Genomic DNA, 18,998 nt, shown 5'->3' with positions numbered 1-18,998 from the left:
CAGTGGCGGCCGTTAAGGTCGCTGCCATGGCACGTATTGCGGTGATCGGCGCCGGGATGGGCGCGATGTCGGCGGCGGCCCGGCTGGCCGTGGCAGGCCACCGGGTGACGGTGTACGAGCGCTCCGGGACCTTCGGCGGCTCGCTCGGCCGCCATGCCCGAGGCGGCTTCGCGTTCGACACCGGGCCCTCCCTGCTGCATCTGCCCGCGGTCTACCGCGACCTGTTCGTGAAGACGGGCAAGGAGCCGCTGGAGCGGTGCGTCACGCTCTCCCAGGTCGATCCGGCGAGCCGTCATGTCTTCGCGGACGGCACCTCGGTGTCGCTGCCGAACGCCTCACGGTCCGGGGCCGTCACGGCGCTGGACGCCGCGCTCGGGGACGGTGCGGGTGCGCGCTGGGGCGCGTTCCTGGACCGGGCCGGGGATGCCTGGGACCGGTCCAGGCGGCCCTTGCTGGAGGAGCCGCTGCGCCCCGACTGGCAGGTGCTGGCCCGTGATCCGTACCCGGCCCCGGTGCGACGGCGGCTGCTGCGCCCGGCGTTGCGGGCCGGCACGGTGGCGGAGGTCGGTTCCTGGGAGCTGGCGGACCCCCGGCTGGCCGCCCTGCTCGACGGGTACGCGCTGTCCTACGGCCTGGATCCGCTGCACGCCCCGGCGAGCGCGGCCCTGCTGCCGTACATGGAGGAGACGTTCGGCAGCTGGTACGTCTCCGGCGGCATGCGGGCGCTGGCACGGGCGGTGTACGAGCGGTGCCTGGCGCGCAAGGTGGAGTTCGTCTTCGGTGCCGAAGTGGCCCGGGTGGTGGAGAAGGACGGCCGGGCGGCCGGTGTGGAGCTGGCCGACGGGACGGTCTCCGAAGCCGCCCATGTGGTGCTGGGCGCCCAGCCGCGCCCGGGGCTGATCCCCGGTCAGGAGATCTGGCGGGACGGCGATGTGACGGTTCAGCCCCGGCCGGGCGGCGCCGGGGCGACGGGACGGTTCCTGGTGCTGCTGTCGCTGCGCGGCGCCCGCCCCTCCGGTGCCGTGCACCGGACGCTGGTTCATCCGGCGGACGGGGCGGCCGAGCGCGCGGCGGTGTTCGGTGGCCGGCTCGCCGAGCGCCCCACGGTGACGGTGCTGCGCCCCGACGACCCCTCGACCCGCCCCGACGCGGACCACGAGGCGGTGACCCTGATGGCGACGGTCGCCCCGCACGGCGCGGTGGACTGGACGGATGCCGCGCTGCGGAAGCGGTACGCGGACACCCTGATCGACGCGGCGGACGCGGCCGTGCCCGGCCTGCGCGAACGCGTGCTCCACGCGGAGGTGCGGACGCCCGCGGAGAGCGAGGCGGAGACCGGCGCGGCGGGCGGCGCGGTTCCCCCGCCCGCACTGGCCGGGGCCGGGGGCGGATATCTGCACGCGGCGAACAGCACCCGGCTGCCCGGCCTGCTGCTGGCGGGCGGCTGGTCGCATCCGGGCGGCGGGCCGGCGCACGCGGGGATGTCGGGGACGCTGGTCGCGGGGCTGATCGTCGAGGGGGACGGCTTCCGCGGCTCGCAGTGAGCCGGGCGTCACCCGAGCGGGAGCGGCGCCGGGGACCGTCCCGGCGGCCGCTCCGGGCTCAGTAGCGGTACTGGTCGTTGTGGCCGGTGTCGTAGCCGTTCGGGTACGGGGCCGGCTCAGCGGGCTGCTCCGGGGGCAGCGGGGCGTAGTGCTGCTCGCCCTCGCGCTGCTGCGGCACCCAGACCCCGCCCGGAGGCGTCTCGGGAGCGTACTGCTCGGACGGGGCGTACGGGTCGGCGTACGGCGCCCGGCCGCCGTCGCTGTCGTGGTTCCCGTAGCTGTCGTACGTGCCGTACTGCGGGGCGCCCGCGGTCGTGCCGGTGCCGATGTACGGGTCGGAGTACGCCGCGTACTGCTGCCCGGAGGTGCCGTAGTCGTACTGCCCGGCTCCCGCGTAGCCGTCCTGGCCCGCGTAGGTCTCCTGGCCGGGATAGCCGCCCTGGCCGCCGTAGGCGTCCTGGACGCCGTAGGCGTCCTGGCCCTGCGCCGGGTACGCGGAGTAGTCGGTGTAGGGCTCGTAACCGGCGTACTGCGGCTGGCCCTGGGGCTGTTCGGGTCCCTGGTGCTGCTGCTGTTCCTGCCGGGACCTGGAGTCGGTGTAGACGCCGTACTGGCCGGTGTCGTCCGGCATGGGCTCCGGCTCGTAGACCGCCGCCGGGCCCTGCGGGGCGTGGGACGGCTCCGGCGGCGTGGCGCCGGGTTCGTACTCCGTCTCCAGATCCGACACCTGCAGCCGGGGCTCGCGGTCGCCGCTCCCGCGGCGGCGGCGGCTCTCGCCGGGGCTGCCGCCTATGGCCCAGCCGGTCGAGAAACCGCGCCGGAACGAGAGCGTGACGCACGTCTGGCCCGTCGCGAAGGCGATCGCACCGATCACGATCACGGGCACGGACGGCATCAGGACACCGATGACCACACCGACGAAACCGGTGAAGGCGAGCAGACGCCAGCGGAGCCGCGCCTTGTACTGGAGCAGCACCTCTCCGAGCAGCCACAGCGCAACGATGCCGAACGCGATGTAGAGGACCGTCCAGCCCATGCCCGCCCCCTTCTACGGCCGCCGCCCCGGAGCTCGGCGGGTACGGCCGGTCACGACTGCTTGTGCAGTCCGAGATTTTCGTAGATTTCGAGCGTCGCCGTCGAGTTGTTCAGCGTGATGAAGTGCAGCCCGGGGACACCCTCGGAGAGCAGCTTCGCGCAGAACTGCGTTGCGAAGTCGATGCCAATGGAGCGTACAGCGGCGGGATCGTCCTTGACGGCGAGGATGCGTTCTTTCAGGGACGCGGGCAGCGTCGCGTTGCTGAGCTGGGCGAGTCTTTCCAGTTGGCGGACGCTCGTGAGGGGCATCACCTCGGGAATGACGGGGGTGTCGCAACCCGCAGCGACCACCCGGTCACGCATCCGCAGATAATCCTCGGGGTCGAAGAACATCTGCGTGATCGCGTAGTCCGCACCGGCGCGGCACTTGTCCACGAAATGCCGGATGTCGGTGTCCCAGTCCTCGGAGCGCGGGTGCATCGCGGGAAACGCCGCGACGCCGACGCAGAAGTCCCCGGACTCCTTGATCAGCCGGACGAGGTCCGCCGCGTACCGCACGCCCTGCGGGTGCTCGACCCACGGGCCCATCGGATCGCCGGGCGGGTCACCGCGCACGGCGAGGATGTTCCGGATCCCGGCGTCCGCGTACTGGCCGATCATGTTGCGCAGTTCGGCGATGGAGTGGTTGACCGCCGTGAGGTGCGCGACCGGGGTGAGGGTGGATTCGGCGGCGATGTCCTGGGTCGCCTTCACCGTCCCGGCCCTGGTGGACCCGCCGGCTCCGTACGTCACCGAGACGAAGCTCGGGCCCACCGCCTCGATCCGGCGCAGCGCGTTCCAGAGATTCCGTTCACCCTTCTCGGTCTTGGGCGCCCAGAACTCGAACGAGTGCAGGGTCTTGCCGGTCGCGAGCATTTCGCGCACGGTGCGCGCGCGATCTGTCCTGGTGGAGGGTGTACCGAAGGCCATAACGGCAGGTTAACCAGGGCGTGACGGCCACCCAACCGAACTGGCGAGATTTGCCCGAATTGACCGGTTCTTGTCCACGCTTCGGACACCGATGTCCCAAACACGTCCCCCCCAGGAGGGCCCCGGCGGACCCGCCGGATCACGCGTCGGCGCGGGCCCGGATCCTTTTGGCCAGCTCGGCGGCGGCGGCGGCCGGATCCGACGCCTCGGTGAGGGCCCGTACGACGACGACGCGGCGCGCTCCGGCGTCGAGCACCTCGTCGAGGTTGCCGGCGTCGATCCCGCCGATGGCGAACCAGGGGCGGGCCGGGGCGAGCGAGGCGGCGTAGCGGACGAGGTCCAGACCGGGCGCGTGGCGGCCGGGCTTGGTCGGGGTGGGCCAGCAGGGGCCGGTGCAGAAGTAGTCCACGCCGGGCTCGGCCACGGCGGCGTCGACCTCGGCCTCGGCATGCGTGGAGCGGCCGATGACGACGTCCTGGCCGATGATCGCGCGGGCGGCGGGCACCGGCAGGTCGCCCTGGCCCAGGTGCAGCACGTCGGAGCCGATGGCGTGAGCCACGTCGGCCCGGTCGTTGACGGCGAGGAGCTTGCCGTGCCGCCCGCACGCGTCAGCGAGGACCGCGAGGTGTTCGAGCTCCTCGGCCGCCTCCATCCCCTTGTCGCGGAGCTGAACGATGTCCACTCCGCCGGAGAGCACCGCGTCGAGGAACTCGGGGAGGTCCCCCTGGCGCCTGCGGGCGTCCGTGCACAGGTAGAGCCGGGCATCGGACAGCTGTGCGCGAGGCGTGGACATGGCGAAGTTCCCCCGGGAGAGCGATGACGTCGGTCAGGTGGCGCGGAGGGATGCGGGCCGCGCGGTGCGGCCCGCATCCCGGTACGGCGAAAGGTCAGACGGCGAGCGCCTGGGCGCGGCGCTTCACCTCCGTGCCGCGATTCTCACTCAGCGCCTGCGCGGGCGTGCCCGGCAGGCTCGGGTCGGGGGTGAAGAGCCATTCCAGCATCTCCTCGTCGGAGTAGCCGTCGTCCCTCAGGAGCGTCAGGGTCCCCGAGAGGCCCTTGACCACCTTGTCGCCGTCGATGAAGGCGGCAGGCACCTGGAGTGCCCGGTTCTCACCACGTCGTACGGCGATGAGCTGGCCTTCCTTGACCAGCTGCCGTACGCGCGTCACCTGGATATCGAACATTTCGGCGATATCGGGCAGGTGGAGCCAGGCGGGGACGAGAGCATCGATCTTTGCGTCAATCTCGGTCACGGGACAAGCCTGCCATCCCGGACTGACAGCCGATACCCGGACTCCGCCCTTGGGGGCCCGGCGCACCCCGTCGGCGGCGCGCGGCTACTGGCGTACGGCCGATTTCAGCGGCACCGAGGCGTCACCGGCCCGCTCCGGATCGAGCGGTGTCCCCGCCTCGATGAGCTTGCGTCCCTGGATCAGGTCGCGCGGCCGGCCCACGGAGAGCACCGCGGCCAGCACGCCGTCCCGCAGCCAGCACACCGACCAGGCGGGACCGTCCGGATCGCCGCGCCACAGCAGGGTGTCCGCGCCCTCGTGGTGGCCCGCGTACTGCACGAACCTGCCGAACTGCTCGGACCAGAAGTAGGGCACGGGGTCGTAGGCGGGCGGCTCCGCCCCGTCCGGTGACGCCCCGATGATGTGGGCGGCGGCGGTCCGCGGGCCCTGGAGCGCGTTGTCCCAGTGGTGGACCAGCAGCCGCGCCCCGTAGCGCGCGGAGGGGAAGGAGGCGCAGTCGCCCACGGCGTACACGTCGGGCAGCGAGGTGCGCAGCGCCGCGTCGGCGGTCACGGAGCCGTCGGGCCCGAGCGCGACGCCGGAGCCGGCCAGCCAGCCGGTGGCGGGGTGCGCGCCGATCCCGACGACGACGGCGTCGGCCGGCAGGCTTCGGCCGTCCGCCAGGAGCACCCGGCCCGGCCCGACCCCGGCCACCCGCGCCCCGGTCAGCAGTGTGGCGCCGCTCTCCGCGTACCAGGCGGCCATCGGGGCGGCGACCTCGGCGGGCAGGGCGCCCGCGAGGGGCCGTTCCGCGGCCTCGACGACGGTGACCTCGCAGCCCGCGGAGCGGGCCGCGGTGGCGAACTCGGCGCCGATCCAGCCCGCACCGACGACCACGACGGTGTGCCCCGCGTCCAGTACGGGCCGCAGCCGCGCCGCGTCGTCCAGGGTGCGCAGCAGATGGACCCCCGGCACCCCCTCCGAGCCGGGCAGCACGACGGGTTCGGCTCCGGTGGCGATGACCAGGACGTCGTAGGGGACGGGCCCCTGCGAGGTGTCCAGTTCGTGGTCGGCGGCGCGCAGGCCTGTGACCTCGCGGCCCAGCCGCAACTCGATGGAGAGTGTCTCGAAGTCGATGTCGAAGGCGGATTCCTCGGCCTTGCCGAGCAGCACCGCCTTGGACAGCGGTGGACGGTCGTAGGGCTGATGGGGTTCGGCACCGATGAGGGTGAGGTCGCCGGTGAAGCCCTGCTCCCGCAGGGCCACCGCCGTCTGCACACCCGCCATGCCCGCACCGACGACGACCACCCGCCGCCCGGCCCGCTCCGACTGCCGCTCCGGCCGCTCTGCCCGCTGCTGCTCGTTCACCCGACCACCTTAATCAACTGACGGGCCGTCAGGAAAGGGGTTCCTCACGGTCCTCGTACCGCCGGCCTCCTGCTTTACCCGCCCAGGGGGGCTGGGTCTAGGGTGACTGACGTAAAAGACTCGCGGGAGCCCGGACGTACCGGGCTGAGAGGGAGGCTGGACGGCCTCCGACCGTACGAACCTGATCCGGGTCATGCCGGCGAAGGGAGGGGCTGGATGCCCACGCCTGTCCACCGCACGAGCGGGTACGAGGTCCTCGTCATCGGGGGCGGCGTCATCGGCCTGGTCACCGCCTGGCGGGCCGCACAACGCGGTCTGGCCGTCGCGGTCGTCGATCCCGATCCGGGTGGCGGGGCCACCCAGGTCGCGGCCGGAATGCTGGCCGCCGTCACCGAACTGCACTACGGCGAGGAAATGCTGCTGGGGCTCAACCTCGCCTCCGCCGCGCGCTATCCGGCGTTCGCGGCCGAGCTGGAGGCGGAGAGCGGTCAGGACATCGGCTTCCGCGCCTGCGGCACCCTGGCCGTCGCGCTGGACACCGACGACCGCGCCCATCTGCGGGAGCTGCACGAGCTGCAGCGCCGCTCCGGGCTGGAGTCGCAGTGGCTCACCGGCCGGGAGTGCCGGCGCCTGGAGCCGATGCTCGCGCCGGGCGTACGCGGCGGACTGCGGGTCGACGGCGACCACCAGGTCGACCCGCGCCGGCTGTCGGCCGCGCTGCTGACGGTGGGCGAGCGGGCCGGGGTCGTCTTCCACCGGCAGCGGGCCGAGCGGCTCTCCGTGGTGCGCGACCGGGCCACCGGGGTGGTACTGGCCGACGGTTCGGAGCTGTCGGCCGATCAGGTCGTGCTCGCCGCCGGCAGCCTCAGCGGCCGGCTCGCGGGGGTGCCTGAGCACGTCCGGCCGCCCGTCCGCCCGGTCAAGGGCCAGGTGCTGCGGCTGACCGTACCCACCGCGTACGCCCCCTTCCTCAGCCGCACCGTCCGAGCCGTGGTCCGGGGCAGCCACCTCTACCTCGTGCCGCGCGAGAACGGCGAACTGGTGGTCGGCGCCACCAGCGAGGAGATGGGCTGGGACACCACCGTCACGGCGGGCGGGGTCTACGAGCTGCTGCGCGACGCCCACGAGCTGGTGCCCGGCATCACCGAGCTGCCGCTCACCGAGACCCGGGCCGGTCTGCGCCCCGCCTCCCCCGACAACGCCCCGCTGCTCGGCCGCACCGCGCTGCCCGGCCTCCACCTCGCCACCGGCCACCACCGCAACGGGGTGCTCCTCACCCCGGTGACCGGGGACGCCATGGCGCGGCTGCTGGCCGAGGGCGAGCTGCCCGAGGTGGCCCGCCCCTTCTCCCCCGGCCGCTTCCCGGCCGCCGCCCCCGTACGACAGGAGCAGCCCGCATGACCGCGCCCACTTCCCTGGCCGTCTCCGTGAACGGCGAGACCGTCGCCGTCGCCGAGGGGACCACCCTGGACGCCCTCGTCGCGACCCTGACCGAGGCGCCCTCCGGGGTCGCGGCGGCGCTGAACGAGACCGTCGTGCCGCGCGGTCGGTGGTCCGCCGCGACGCTCGCGGACGGCGACCGGGTCGAGGTCCTCACCGCGGTCCAGGGAGGCTGACCGTGTCCGACGACCTCTTCACCCTCGGGGACACCGTCTTCGGCTCCCGGCTGATCATGGGGACGGGCGGGGCGCCCAGCCTCGATGTGCTGGAGCGCGCGCTGACCTCGTCCGGCACCGAGCTGACCACGGTCGCGATGCGCCGCCTCGACCCGACCGTGCAGGGTTCCGTGCTCTCCGTACTGAAGAAGCTCGATATCCGGGTGCTGCCGAACACGGCGGGCTGCTTCACCGCGGGCGAGGCCGTGCTCACCGCCCGGCTGGCCCGCGAGGCGCTCGGCACCGACTGGGTCAAGCTGGAGGTGGTGGCCGACGAGCGCACCCTGCTGCCCGACCCGGTCGAGCTGCTGGACGCCGCCGAGATCCTGGTGGACGACGGATTCACCGTGCTGCCGTACACCAATGACGACCCGGTGCTGGCCCGGAAGCTGGAGGACGTGGGGTGCGCGGCGGTCATGCCGCTCGGCTCCCCCATCGGTTCGGGCCTGGGCATCCGCAATCCGCACAACTTCCAGCTGATCACCGAGCGGGCCGGGGTCCCGGTGATCCTGGACGCGGGCGCCGGTACGGCTTCGGACGCGGCGTTCGCCATGGAGCTGGGGTGCGCGGCTGTGATGCTCGCCTCGGCGGTGACCCGGGCCCAGGAGCCCGAGCTGATGGCCGCCGCGATGCGGCACGCGGTGGAGGGCGGGCGCCTCGCGTACCGGGCGGGCCGGATCCCGCGCCGCCACTTCGCAGAGGCGTCGTCGCCGGTGGCGGGGCGTGCGGTGCTGGATCCGGAGCGCCCGGCGTTCTGACACCGGATCCCGCGGCACCGGATCGCGTGTCCCTGTCACGGCTCGGCTGCAGTACGGCTCCGGGATCGCCCCGGGCAGTCGGCGGTGTCCGTGGCGGCTCGTAGACTCGCTGCGTGGATACGACCCTCCAGGACCCTCTCGTCGGGCAGCTGCTCGACGGCCGCTACCGCGTCGATGCCCGCATCGCCGTGGGCGGCATGGCCACGGTCTACCGGGCCATGGACACCCGCCTCGACCGGGTGCTCGCCCTCAAGGTGATGCACCCGGCGCTCGCGACCGACGCCTCGTTCGTCGAGCGCTTCATCCGCGAGGCCAAGTCGGTGGCGGGGCTCGCCCACCCCAATGTGGTCGGGGTCTTCGACCAGGGGGCCCAGGGGCAGTACGTCTACCTGGCCATGGAGTACGTCGCGGGCTGCACGCTGCGCGATGTGCTGCGCGAGCGTGGCGCACTGCAGCCTCGGGCCGCGCTGGACATCCTGGAGCCGGTGCTCGCCGCGCTCGGCGCCGCGCACCGGGCCGGCTTCGTACACCGGGACATGAAGCCGGAGAACGTGCTCATAGGCGACGACGGCCGGGTCAAGGTCGCGGACTTCGGCCTGGTACGGGCCGTGGGCACGGTGACCAACACCACCGGGTCGATCCTCGGCACCGTCTCCTATCTCGCCCCCGAGCAGATCGAGCACGGCACTGCGGACACCCGCGCCGATGTGTACGCGTGCGGTGTGGTGCTGTACGAGATGCTCACCGGCACCAAGCCGCACACCGGGGAGTCCCCGGCCCAGGTCATCTACCAGCATCTCAACGAAAACGCCCCGGCCCCCTCCGCCCTCGTCCCCGGGCTCGCGCCCGAGCTGGACAGGCTGGTCGCGAGCGCCACCGCGCGTGACCCCGAGGTGCGGCCGTTCGACGCGGTGGCGCTGCTCGCCGAATCCCGCGAGGCCCGCGCCGGCCTCACCGAAGCCCAGCTGGACGCCGTACCGCCGCAGGCCCTGGCGGAGGTGCGCGACGCCGCAGAGGACCGCACGAGCGTGATCCCGAGGGTGCTGCCGCCCGGTCAGGGCACCGCCCACCACACCAGCCGGCTGGAGACGCCCCCGCCGCTGCCGCCGGAGCGGCCCGCCCGCCGGGCCGGGTTCCTCGGCGGCCCCCGGCGCGGCCTGATCGCCTCGGTCGTCGCGGTGCTGCTGGTCCTGGGGATCGGCGGCGGTGTCTGGTACATCAACTCCGGACAGTTCACCCACGTACCCCGGGTGCTCGGCCAGAGCGAGAAGGCGGCCAAGGAGCGGCTGTCGGACGCCGGCCTGGAGCTGAAGGGCGTGGAGCGCGCCTACAGCGACACCGTCGAGCGCGGCAAGGTGATCGACAGCGACCCGAAGTCGGCCGCCCGGATCCGGGGCAACGGCTCGGTGAAGCTCGTCGTCTCGCGCGGGCCCGAGATCGTGAAGGTGCCCGATGTCGAGGGCGTCACGCTGGCCGAGGCCAAGCGCCGGCTGACGAAGGCGGGCCTGGTGCCCGGCATGACCAGCAAGGAGTTCAGCGAGGACGCGGCGGCCGGTGAGGTGGTGCGCACGGACCCGGAGGCCGGTGCCGAGCGCCACCCGGACACCGCGGTCGCGCTCGTCGTCTCCAAGGGCAGCCCGGTCGACGTCCCCGACGTCACCGGCCTCTCCGTCGAGGACGCCACCGACGCGCTGGACGAGGAGGGGCTGAAGGCCAAGGTGCTGCCGGACCGGGTGAACAGCCCCGAGGACGCGGGCGACGTCGCCGAGCAGTCACCGGCCGAGGGCCGGGAGGCCGCGGAGGGCGACACCGTCACGCTGACGGTCTCCAAGGGCCCGCGCATGATCGACGTGCCGGACGTCACCGGCAAGGACGTGGACGACGCCCGGAGCGAGCTGGAGGACGCGGGCTTCGAGGTCAAGGTCGACCGCCCGTTCCTCTCCTTCGGCGACACGATCGCGAGCCAGTCCGTCGACGGCGGCGACCGGGCGCCGGAGGGCAGCACCATCACCATCAAGACCAAGGGGCTCTAGAGTGCGCAACCCCGTCGGCGGTCACATCCCGGTGGCCGGCGGCCTCGCCAAGGTCGGTCTCCCCTACGCCCGGGAGATGGGCGCGGAGGCCGTCCAGGTCTTCGTCGCCAATCCACGCGGCTGGGCGACGCCCGCGGGGAACCCGGCGCAGGACGAGCGGTTCCGGGCCGAGTGCGCCGCCGCGTCCATGCCCGCGTATGTGCACGCCCCGTACCTGATCAACTTCGGCTCGCACACGGCGGCGACCGTGGAGAAGTCCGTGGACTCGCTGCGCCACTCCCTGCGCAGGGCCCGCGAGATCGGCGCCCTGGGCGTCGTGGTGCACACCGGCTCCGCCACCAACGGCAGGCCGCGCGAGGAGGCGCTGGCCCAGGTGCGCGCCTACCTGCGGCCGCTGCTGGACGAGCTGACGCACGACGACGACCCGTTCCTGCTGCTGGAGTCGACCGCGGGGCAGGGCTTCTCGCTCTGCTCGCGGACCTGGGACTTCGGCCCGTACTTCGAGGCGCTCGACGCCCATCCGAAGCTCGGCGTCTGCCTCGACACCTGCCACATCTTCGCGGCGGGACACGATCTGGCCGGTCCCGGCGGGATGAAGGAGACGCTGGATCTGCTGGTGGAGACGGTCGGCGCGGGCCGGCTGAAACTGATCCACGCCAACGACTCCAAGGACGTGGCCGGTGCCCACAAGGACCGGCACGAGAACATCGGCGCGGGTCACATCGGTGAGGAGCCGTTCCGGGAGCTGTTCTCCCATCCGGCCACCGAGGGCGTGCCGCTGATCATCGAGACGCCTGGCGGCAAGGAGGGCCACGCGGCGGACGTGGCCCGGCTCAAGGAGCTGCGCGGCCGGAGCTGACCACCCGTGGTGCACCGGTACCACCACTTAGGCGGTCCGGGCAGGTCAGAGCTCCGGGCCGTCCCCGGGCTCCTCCTGGTAGGAGTAGCGCTGCTCCTTCCACGGATCGCCGACGTTGTGATAGCCGCGCTCCTCCCAGAAGCCGCGGCGGTCGGCGGTCATGTACTCGATACCCCGGACCCACTTGGGGCCCTTCCAGGCGTAGAGCTGCGGAACCACGAGCCGGAGCGGGAAGCCGTGCTCCGCGGTGAGCAGCTCGCCGTCCTTGTGGGTGGCGAACAGGGCCCGCTCCGCCGTGAAGTCGTCGATCCTGAGGTTCGAGCTGAATCCGTATTCGGCCCAGACCATCACATGGGTGACCTGGGGCGCGGGCGGCGCGAGGGCGACGACGTCGCGGACGAGCACCCCGCCCCACTCGGCGCCGAGCATGCTGAATTTCGTCACGCAGTGCAGATCCGCGACGACCGAGGAGAACGGCAGTTCCGAGAATTGCTGATGGTTCCAGCAGTGCTTGTCGCCATCGGCGGTGGCCCCGAAAACGCGGAATTCCCAGCGCTCGGGTTTGAACTTCGGCACCGGTCCGTAATGGGTGACCGGCCAGCCGCGCTGAAGTCGCTGCCCCGGCGGAAGCTCGGACTGCTCTGCTGCGCGGTTTTCCCGGCTTTCCGGCTGACCCATGACTCCATGGTGACAGACAGGCAGGGGTGGTCATGACCAGCACAGAGACGATTCGGGCATGCCTTACTAAGCATGCACTTACTGGACGGCCACCGGGTGCGATGCGAAGATGCGGCCAACTTGCCCAGTTCACCGGTTGGAAGGAGCCTCTGCGATGCAGGGCGACCCCGAGGTCCTTGAGTTCCTGAACGAGCAGCTGACCGCCGAATTGACCGCCATCAATCAGTATTTCCTGCACGCGAAGATGCAGGACAACTTCGGCTGGACGAAGCTCGCGAAGTACACGCGCTCCGAGTCGTTCGACGAGATGAAGCACGCCGAGATCCTGACCGACCGGATTCTGTTCCTCGACGGACTGCCGAACTACCAGCGGCTCTTCCACGTCCGGGTGGGCCAGACGGTCACCGAGATGTTCCAGGCGGACCGCCAGGTCGAGGTGGAGGCGATCGACCGCCTCAAGCGGGGCATCGAGCTGATGCGCGCCAAGGGCGACATCACGTCCGCGAACATCTTCGAGTCGATCCTGGCCGACGAGGAGCACCACATCGACTATCTCGACACCCAGCTGGAACTGGTGGAGAAGCTCGGCGAGCCGCTCTACATCGCGCAGCTGATCGAGCAGCCGGAGAGCTGACCCGGCTCAGGCGGCTTCGGGGAACCCTGCCGCCGGTACGGGAGCGGTGCCGGCGTCGAGACGCTCGACGGTTCCGGCCGGCTGCTTCTGGTCGAGCAGTTCGCGGCGCGGACAGGCGCCCCGGCCGAGCATCGCCTGGATGGTGCGCACACAGCCGCCGCAGTCGGTACCCGCCTTGCAGGCGGAGGCGATCTGGCGGGGCGTGCATGCGCCGGCTTCCGCATGCTTCCTGACCTGCTGCTCCGTAACGCCGAAGCACGAGCAGACGTACATGCGGATTCACCTCCCGGCGGGATGAGGTCGTGGCGGCTGCCCCGATTAATCGGTGAGGCTAACCTAACCTTACCCGCCGCTCAAGGGCGGTAAAAGCCCCGGAACGCCCTGTGGGGCACGGATCACATCGATCCGTGCCCCACAGTCGTACGTGTGCCACCTGCCGTGATGGCTACTGGTCCCGGTACATCTCGGCGACCAGGAACGCGAGGTCCAGCGACTGGCTGCGGTTGAGCCGCGGGTCGCAGGCGGTCTCGTAACGCTGGTGCAGATCGTCCACGAAGATCTCGTGGCCGCCGCCGACGCACTCGGTGACGTCGTCACCGGTGAGCTCGACGTGGATGCCGCCCGGGTGGGTGCCCAGGCCCTTGTGCACCTCGAAGAAGCCCTTGACCTCGTCCAGGACGTCGTCGAAGCGGCGGGTCTTGTGGCCGGACGCGGCCTCGAAGGTGTTGCCGTGCATCGGGTCGGTGACCCAGGCGACGGTGGCACCGGAGGCGGTGACCTTCTCGACCAGCTCGGGGAGCTTGTCGCGGACCTTGTCGGCGCCCATCCGGACGATGAAGGTCAGCCGGCCGGGCTCACGCTCGGGGTCGAGGCGGTCGATGTAGCCGAGCGCCTCGTCGACGGTGGTCGTCGGTCCGAGCTTGATGCCGATGGGGTTGCGGATCTTCGAGGCGAACTCGATGTGCGCGCCGTCCATCTGGCGGGTGCGCTCACCGATCCACACCATGTGGCCCGAGGTGTCGTACAGCTCGCCGGTGCGCGAGTCGGTGCGGGTCAGCGCCGACTCGTAGTCCAGCAGCAGGCCCTCGTGCGAGGCGTAGAACTCGACGGCCTTGAACTCGGCCGGGTCGGTGCCGCATGCCTTCATGAAGTTCAGCGCGTTGTCGATCTCGCGGGCCAGTGCCTCGTAGCGCTGGCCGGACGGGGACGACTTCACGAAGTCCTGGTTCCAGGCGTGCACCTGGCGCAGGTCGGCGTAACCGCCGGTGGTGAAGGCGCGCACGAGGTTCAGCGTGGAGGCGGACGCGTGGTACATCTGCTTCAGCCGGTCCGGGTCCGGAACGCGCTCGGCCTCGGTGAAGGCGAAGCCGTTGACGGAGTCGCCGCGGTAGGTCGGCAGGGTCACGCCGTCGCGGATCTCGGTCGACTTGGAGCGGGGCTTGGAGTACTGGCCGGCGATCCGGCCCACCTTGACGACGGGCACGGAGGCCGCGTAGGTGAGGACGGCGCTCATCTGGAGCAGCGTCTTCAGCTTGGCGCGGATGTGCTCGGCCGACACGGCGTCGAAGGCCTCGGCGCAGTCACCGCCCTGAAGCAGGAACGCCTCGCCCTTGGCGACGGCTCCCATGCGGGCGCGCAGCTGGTCGCACTCGCCCGCGAAGACGAGCGGCGGATACGACGCGAGGTCCGCGAGTACATCGCGCAGCGCCTCGGAGTCGGGGTACTCGGGCTGCTGCGCCGCGGGAAGGTCTCGCCAGGTGTTGCCACCGGCGACGGAGGTATTGGCGTTCACGGTCACGGGTCCCACATTACGGGGTCATGTCGAGTGCTTTTTCTGGTGCTCAGTGACTGAGACGGCTGACGCGGCGCGCCAGTGACCGGGGCCACAGCCGGGCGCTGCCAGCGTCTCGGCTTCCGGCGCGGGCCGGGAGGCCCGTTCCCCCCATCGGGTGGAGCGGGCCTCCTCGTCCCCGATCGTGGGTTATGGTTCAGCCATGTTCGCGCACTCGACCCGTAATTGGTGGTGGACCGCTCATCCGGCGGCCCACTGACTGCGCGTACACAGAAACGCAGAGGCCGCCCGAGGGGCGGCCTTTTCCGTTTTCACGGGCCGTTCCTCCCAGCTGATCCCACTGGAAGGAACCCGGCATGACGCCGCACATGACCCCGCACCCGGCACCTCAGACGCTCGTCCAGCGACTCCTCGGTGACGACTGCCCGCCGTTCGCCCTGCTCCGCAGGCGCACCCCCGGCCATGACCACGACACCGTCGAGGTGCTGATCGGTGAGGTGCGGGAGGCGGACCGGCTGGCGGACCTCCCGGTCGGTGAGCGGCCCTCGCTCGCCCTGGTCCCGTTCCGGCAGATCGCCGAGCGCGGCTTCGATGTGCGGGACGACGGGACGCCGCTGTCCGTGCTGGTCGCGGACGAGACGTACACGCTGCCGCTCGACGAGGCGCTGGAGCTGCTCCCCACGCATGAGGTACGGGTCAGGGACGGTGCGTTCGACGTTCCGGACGAGGAGTACGCGGGGACCGTCCGGCGGGTCATCGAGGACGAGATCGGCCGGGGCGAGGGCGCGAACTTCGTTATCCGGCGGACCTTCCGGGGCGAGATCGCCGGCTTCGGGCGGGCGGACGCGCTGGCGCTGTTCCGGCGGCTGCTGGCGGGCGAGCGGGGCGCGTACTGGACGTTCGTCGTGCACACCGGGGCCAGGACGCTGGTCGGCGCCAGTCCTGAGGTGCATGTGCGGATGTCGGGCGGGACGGTCGTGATGAATCCGATCAGCGGCACCTACCGCTACCCCGCGGAAGGGCCGACCGCCGAGAACCTGCTGAAGTTCCTCGGCGACCGCAAGGAGACGGAGGAGCTCTCCATGGTGGTCGACGAGGAACTCAAGATGATGTGCACCGTCGGTGACATGGGCGGGGTGGTGATCGGCCCCCGGCTCAAGGAGATGGCCCATCTCGCGCACACCGAGTACGAGTTGCGCGGGCGTTCCTCGCTGGATGTGCGCGAGGTGCTGAAGGAGACCATGTTCGCGGCGACGGTCACCGGCTCGCCGGTGCAGAACGCCTGCCGGGTCATCGAGCGGTACGAGTCCGGCGGGCGCGGCTACTACGCGGGCGCGCTGGCCCTCCTGCGGCAGGGCCCGGACGGGGCGCAGACGCTGGACTCACCGATCCTGATCCGGACCGCCGACATCTCGCCGGACGGTGAGCTGCGGGTCCCGGTCGGGGCGACGCTGGTGCGTCACTCGGATCCGGAGAGCGAGGTGGCGGAGACCCACGCCAAGGCGGCCGGCGTGCTGACCGCGCTGGGCGTGCGGCCGGGGCGTCCGCGCGCGGAGGAGGCCCGGCCGCTGCTGGCCGCGGACCCCCGGGTGCGGGCGGCGCTGGACGCCCGGCGGGACGGGCTGGCGCCGTTCTGGCTGCGGATGCAGGAGCGCACCGAAGAGCTGTCCGGCCATGCGCTGGTCATCGACGGCGAGGACACGTTCACCGCGATGCTCGGGCATCTGCTGCGCGCTTCGGGGCTCGATGTGTCGGTGCGCCGCTACGACGAGCCGGGGCTGCGCGAGGCCGTGCGGGCGCACAAGGGCCCGATCGTGCTGGGGCCCGGCCCCGGCAACCCGGGCGATGCGGCCGATCCGAAGATGCGGCTGCTGCGCACGCTGGCCGCCGAGCTGGTCCGGGACCACCGGCACGGGCTGCTGGGGGTGTGCCTGGGCCATGAGCTGATCGCGGCGGAACTGGGTCTCGACATCGTCCGCAAGGCGGTGCCGTACCAGGGTGCGCAGACCCGGATCGAGCTGTTCGGCCGCCCGGAGACCGTCGGCTTCTACAACAGCTTCACCGCGCGCTGCGACGAGGCCTCGGTCACCGAGCTGGCGGCGCACGGCATCGAGGCGAGCGTGGACGGGGCGGCCGGGGAGCTGCACGCGCTGCGCGGGGACGGCTTCGCCTCGGTGCAGTTCCACCCGGAGTCGGTGCTGACGCTGCGCGGTGCGGCGATCGTGGCCGAGCTGCTGGCGGGGCTGCCGGTGCGCGGCTGAGGGGCGGGCTCAGGGGGCGGGCGCCGCGGGGACCAGGACGTTCTCGCTGCGCCGGCCCGCCAGGTAGTCGTCGATGTTGCGGACGGTGGCCTCGATGATCTGGCCGACCGCGTCCTCCGTGTAGTACGCCTGGTGCGAGGTGACGATGACGTTGGGGAAGGTGACCAGCCGGGCGAGCGTGTCGTCGTCGACGCCCTCCAGGGACTTGTCGAGGAAGAAGAGCCCGGCCTCGGCCTCGTACACGTCGAGTCCGACGCCGAGGAAACGGCCGGCCCGCAACTCCCCTACCAGGGCGGTGGTGTCGACGAGTCCGCCCCGGCTGGAGTTGATCAGGATCGCGTCGTCCTTCATCCGGGCCAGCGCCTGTCTGCCGATGACGTGGTGCGTCGAGGGGAGCAGCGGTACGTGCAGGCTGATCAGGTCGGACTCGGCCAGCAGCTGTTCCTTCGCCACGTAGCGCATGCCCAGCTCGACGCAGGCCGGGTTCTCCGCGACGTCCCAGCCCAGCAGATTCATGCCGAAGCCATGGGCGATCCGGGTGAAGGCCTCACCGATCTTGCCGGTGCCGATGATGCCGGCCGTGCGGCCGTGCATGTCGCGGCCGAGGAGCCCGTCGAGGCGGAAGTCGAAGTCGCGGGTGCGGCTCGCGGCCCGGATGACGCGGCGGTTGACCGCCATGGCGAGGGTCCAGGCGAACTCCGCGACGGCGTACGGGGAGTAGTAGGAGACCCGGGCGACGCGCATGGCGAGGCGTTCCGCGACGTCCAGGTCGATGTTGTTGAAGCCGGTGGAGCGCTGGGCGATCATCTGGGTGCCGCCGGCCGCGAGGGTCTGCAGGACGGCGCTGCCCAGGTCGGCGTTGACGCTGGTGGAGACGGCCTCGTAGCCGGCCGCGATGGGTGCGGTGTCCTGGTTCAGGAAGACGTCCAGGCAGCGGACCTCGTGCTTCCCGGCGAAGGCTTTCTCGATCAGCGGCTTCTCGTCGGACTGCACACCGAAGGCCAGGATTTCCACGACGTCTCCCGTGACTGATGCGGGCGGGGTGCCGGGTCCCGGTCCGCACCGGGGTGCGGGTCCGGACCCGGTCCGGTCTTCGCGAATATAAGGCCGGGGCGCCCGGCACGCCGCCCGGCCCTCAGCCGAAGAAGACCTCCGCCTCCGCGTAGAGCGCCGGGTCGACCGTCTTGAGCCGGGCGGTCGCCTCCGCGATCGGCACCCGCACGATGTCCGTGCCGTTCAGGGCGACCATCTTGCCGAAGTCGCCGTCGTGCACGGCGTCGATGGCGTGCAGGCCGAACCGGGTGGCCAGCCAGCGGTCGAAGGCGCTGGGGGTGCCGCCGCGCTGGATGTGGCCGAGGACGGTGGTCCTGGCCTCCTTGCCGGTGCGGCGCTCGATCTCCTTGGCCAGCCACTCACCGACCCCGGAGAGCCGGACATGGCCGAAGGAGTCCTGCGAGCCGTCCTTGAGGACCATCTCGCCCTCCGCGGGCATGGCCCCCTCCGCGACCACCACGATCGGGGCGTAGCTCGCCCGGAACCGGGAGGCCACCCAGGCGCAGACCCGGCCGACGTCGAAGCGCTGTTCCGGGATGAGGATGACGTTGGCGCCGCCGGCCAGTCCCGAGTGGAGCGCGATCCAGCCGGCGTGGCGGCCCATCACCTCGACGACGAGGACGCGCATATGGGACTCGGCCGTGGTGTGCAGCCGGTCGATGGCCTCGGTGGCGATGTTGACGGCGGTGTCGAAACCGAAGGTGTAGTCGGTGGCGGAGAGGTCGTTGTCGATGGTCTTGGGTACGCCGACGCAGTGGATCCCGTATTCCTGCGACAGGGTCGCCGCCACGCCGAGGGTGTCCTCGCCGCCGATGGTGACGAGTGCGTCGACCTCGTGCCTGTCGAGGTTGTCCCGGATCCGGCGGACGCCGTGATCCGCCTTGAGGGGGTTGGTGCGCGAGGAACCGAGGATGGTGCCGCCGCGCGGCAGGATGCCGCGCACCGCCGGGATGGAGAGCGGGACGGTCACCCCCTCCAGCGGTCCCCGCCAGCCGTCCCGGAATCCGATGAAGTCGTAGTCGTACTCCTGCACGCCCTTGCGGACGACGGCACGGATGACCGCGTTGAGCCCGGGGCAGTCGCCGCCCCCGGTCAGTACTCCGACCCGCATGGAAGCATCCCTTCGC

General features: G+C 71.8%; 19 protein-coding genes and 1 riboswitch. Of the genes, 9 read left to right on the top strand and 10 right to left on the bottom strand.

What is annotated here, in order from left to right; all coding sequences use genetic code 11:
• Positions 1–26: 26 nt before the first annotated feature.
• Entirely contained in the window at positions 27–1,544 is a 1,518-nt protein-coding gene (locus RLT59_RS29310; protein ID WP_311306180.1) for a phytoene desaturase family protein, read from the top strand.
• Between the two features lie 58 nt (positions 1,545–1,602).
• Here RLT59_RS29310 and RLT59_RS29305 read toward each other — a convergent pair whose 3' ends face one another.
• The 5 genes from RLT59_RS29305 to RLT59_RS29285 form a co-directional block, all read right to left on the bottom strand.
• Complete coding sequence (locus RLT59_RS29305; protein ID WP_311306179.1) at positions 1,603–2,580, bottom strand: hypothetical protein; 978 nt, start codon at positions 2,578–2,580, stop codon at positions 1,603–1,605.
• A 50-nt stretch (positions 2,581–2,630) separates the two neighbouring features.
• Positions 2,631–3,548, bottom strand: a complete 918-nt coding sequence (metF, locus tag RLT59_RS29300; RefSeq protein WP_311306178.1) for a methylenetetrahydrofolate reductase [NAD(P)H] — start codon at positions 3,546–3,548, stop codon at positions 2,631–2,633.
• A 139-nt stretch (positions 3,549–3,687) separates the two neighbouring features.
• On the bottom strand, positions 3,688–4,341 hold the full coding sequence (gene thiE, locus RLT59_RS29295; protein WP_311306177.1) for a thiamine phosphate synthase: 654 nt from the start codon (positions 4,339–4,341) through the stop codon (positions 3,688–3,690).
• Between the two features lie 94 nt (positions 4,342–4,435).
• On the bottom strand, positions 4,436–4,801 hold the full coding sequence (locus RLT59_RS29290) for an Rv2175c family DNA-binding protein (RefSeq protein ID WP_123526562.1): 366 nt from the start codon (positions 4,799–4,801) through the stop codon (positions 4,436–4,438).
• 84 nt (positions 4,802–4,885) lie between these two features.
• Positions 4,886–6,148, bottom strand: coding sequence for an NAD(P)/FAD-dependent oxidoreductase (locus tag RLT59_RS29285; RefSeq protein ID WP_311306176.1), 1,263 nt, complete (start codon positions 6,146–6,148; stop codon positions 4,886–4,888).
• A 112-nt stretch (positions 6,149–6,260) separates the two neighbouring features.
• Positions 6,261–6,373, top strand: a riboswitch (TPP riboswitch).
• Here RLT59_RS29285 and thiO point away from each other — a divergent pair.
• The 5 genes from thiO (at position 6,365) to RLT59_RS29260 (ending at position 11,453) form a co-directional block, all read left to right on the top strand.
• On the top strand, positions 6,365–7,549 hold the full coding sequence (gene thiO / locus RLT59_RS29280; protein WP_311306175.1) for a glycine oxidase ThiO: 1,185 nt from the start codon (positions 6,365–6,367) through the stop codon (positions 7,547–7,549). Its footprint overlaps the riboswitch before it by 9 nt.
• A complete protein-coding gene (thiS, locus tag RLT59_RS29275; protein WP_311306174.1) occupies positions 7,546–7,764 on the top strand; it encodes a sulfur carrier protein ThiS in 219 nt (72 codons plus the stop codon). The genes thiO and thiS overlap by 4 nt, the downstream gene beginning before the upstream one ends.
• A gap of 2 nt (positions 7,765–7,766) precedes the next feature.
• On the top strand, positions 7,767–8,561 hold the full coding sequence (locus RLT59_RS29270; protein ID WP_311306173.1) for a thiazole synthase: 795 nt from the start codon (positions 7,767–7,769) through the stop codon (positions 8,559–8,561).
• Between the two features lie 113 nt (positions 8,562–8,674).
• Positions 8,675–10,594 (top strand): Stk1 family PASTA domain-containing Ser/Thr kinase, encoded by a 1,920-nt coding sequence (pknB, locus tag RLT59_RS29265; protein WP_311306172.1) that lies wholly within the window; start codon positions 8,675–8,677, stop codon positions 10,592–10,594.
• 1 nt (position 10,595) lies between these two features.
• A complete protein-coding gene (locus tag RLT59_RS29260) occupies positions 10,596–11,453 on the top strand; it encodes a deoxyribonuclease IV (RefSeq protein WP_311306171.1) in 858 nt (285 codons plus the stop codon).
• Positions 11,454–11,498: 45 nt separating this feature from the next.
• Here RLT59_RS29260 and RLT59_RS29255 read toward each other — a convergent pair whose 3' ends face one another.
• Complete coding sequence (locus RLT59_RS29255; protein WP_311306170.1) at positions 11,499–12,131, bottom strand: sulfite oxidase-like oxidoreductase; 633 nt, start codon at positions 12,129–12,131, stop codon at positions 11,499–11,501.
• 154 nt (positions 12,132–12,285) lie between these two features.
• On the opposite strand from RLT59_RS29255, the gene bfr reads away from it, so the two are divergent.
• Positions 12,286–12,765, top strand: a complete 480-nt coding sequence (bfr, locus tag RLT59_RS29250) for a bacterioferritin (protein ID WP_073735557.1) — start codon at positions 12,286–12,288, stop codon at positions 12,763–12,765.
• Positions 12,766–12,771: 6 nt separating this feature from the next.
• Here bfr and RLT59_RS29245 read toward each other — a convergent pair whose 3' ends face one another.
• A complete protein-coding gene (locus RLT59_RS29245; RefSeq protein ID WP_311306168.1) occupies positions 12,772–13,038 on the bottom strand; it encodes a (2Fe-2S)-binding protein in 267 nt (88 codons plus the stop codon).
• Between the two features lie 172 nt (positions 13,039–13,210).
• Positions 13,211–14,557, bottom strand: a complete 1,347-nt coding sequence (locus tag RLT59_RS29240) for a class II 3-deoxy-7-phosphoheptulonate synthase (RefSeq protein WP_311307898.1) — start codon at positions 14,555–14,557, stop codon at positions 13,211–13,213.
• Between the two features lie 202 nt (positions 14,558–14,759).
• On the opposite strand from RLT59_RS29240, the gene RLT59_RS39480 reads away from it, so the two are divergent.
• Positions 14,760–14,816, top strand: a complete 57-nt coding sequence (locus RLT59_RS39480) for a trp operon leader peptide (RefSeq protein ID WP_073735655.1) — start codon at positions 14,760–14,762, stop codon at positions 14,814–14,816.
• Between the two features lie 97 nt (positions 14,817–14,913).
• A complete protein-coding gene (locus RLT59_RS29235) occupies positions 14,914–16,818 on the top strand; it encodes an anthranilate synthase family protein (RefSeq protein WP_311306167.1) in 1,905 nt (634 codons plus the stop codon).
• A gap of 9 nt (positions 16,819–16,827) precedes the next feature.
• On the opposite strand, the gene RLT59_RS29230 is transcribed toward RLT59_RS29235, so the two are convergent.
• Positions 16,828–17,832 (bottom strand): 2-hydroxyacid dehydrogenase, encoded by a 1,005-nt coding sequence (locus RLT59_RS29230; RefSeq protein ID WP_311306166.1) that lies wholly within the window; start codon positions 17,830–17,832, stop codon positions 16,828–16,830.
• A 121-nt stretch (positions 17,833–17,953) separates the two neighbouring features.
• A complete protein-coding gene (locus tag RLT59_RS29225; RefSeq protein ID WP_311306165.1) occupies positions 17,954–18,982 on the bottom strand; it encodes a 6-phosphofructokinase in 1,029 nt (342 codons plus the stop codon).
• Positions 18,983–18,998: the final 16 nt, after the last annotated feature.

Source organism: Streptomyces sp. ITFR-6, assembly GCF_031844725.1.
In the GTDB taxonomy this organism is placed as follows: Bacteria; Actinomycetota; Actinomycetes; order Streptomycetales; family Streptomycetaceae; genus Streptomyces.
Note: the sequence above shows the minus strand (reverse complement) of the source record. Positions and strands in the feature narration are given on the sequence as shown.

Coding starts and splice junctions, on each gene's coding strand:
- RLT59_RS29310 (WP_311306180.1), top strand. CDS start 27: ATGGCACGTATTGCGGTGATCGGCGCCGGGATGGGCGCGATGTCGGCG.
- RLT59_RS29305 (WP_311306179.1), bottom strand. CDS start 2,580: ATGGGCTGGACGGTCCTCTACATCGCGTTCGGCATCGTTGCGCTGTGG.
- metF (WP_311306178.1), bottom strand. CDS start 3,548: ATGGCCTTCGGTACACCCTCCACCAGGACAGATCGCGCGCGCACCGTG.
- thiE (WP_311306177.1), bottom strand. CDS start 4,341: ATGTCCACGCCTCGCGCACAGCTGTCCGATGCCCGGCTCTACCTGTGC.
- thiO (WP_311306175.1), top strand. CDS start 6,365: ATGCCCACGCCTGTCCACCGCACGAGCGGGTACGAGGTCCTCGTCATC.
- thiS (WP_311306174.1), top strand. CDS start 7,546: ATGACCGCGCCCACTTCCCTGGCCGTCTCCGTGAACGGCGAGACCGTC.
- RLT59_RS29255 (WP_311306170.1), bottom strand. CDS start 12,131: ATGGGTCAGCCGGAAAGCCGGGAAAACCGCGCAGCAGAGCAGTCCGAG.
- bfr (WP_073735557.1), top strand. CDS start 12,286: ATGCAGGGCGACCCCGAGGTCCTTGAGTTCCTGAACGAGCAGCTGACC.
- RLT59_RS29245 (WP_311306168.1), bottom strand. CDS start 13,038: ATGTACGTCTGCTCGTGCTTCGGCGTTACGGAGCAGCAGGTCAGGAAG.
- RLT59_RS29235 (WP_311306167.1), top strand. CDS start 14,914: ATGACGCCGCACATGACCCCGCACCCGGCACCTCAGACGCTCGTCCAG.
- RLT59_RS29225 (WP_311306165.1), bottom strand. CDS start 18,982: ATGCGGGTCGGAGTACTGACCGGGGGCGGCGACTGCCCCGGGCTCAAC.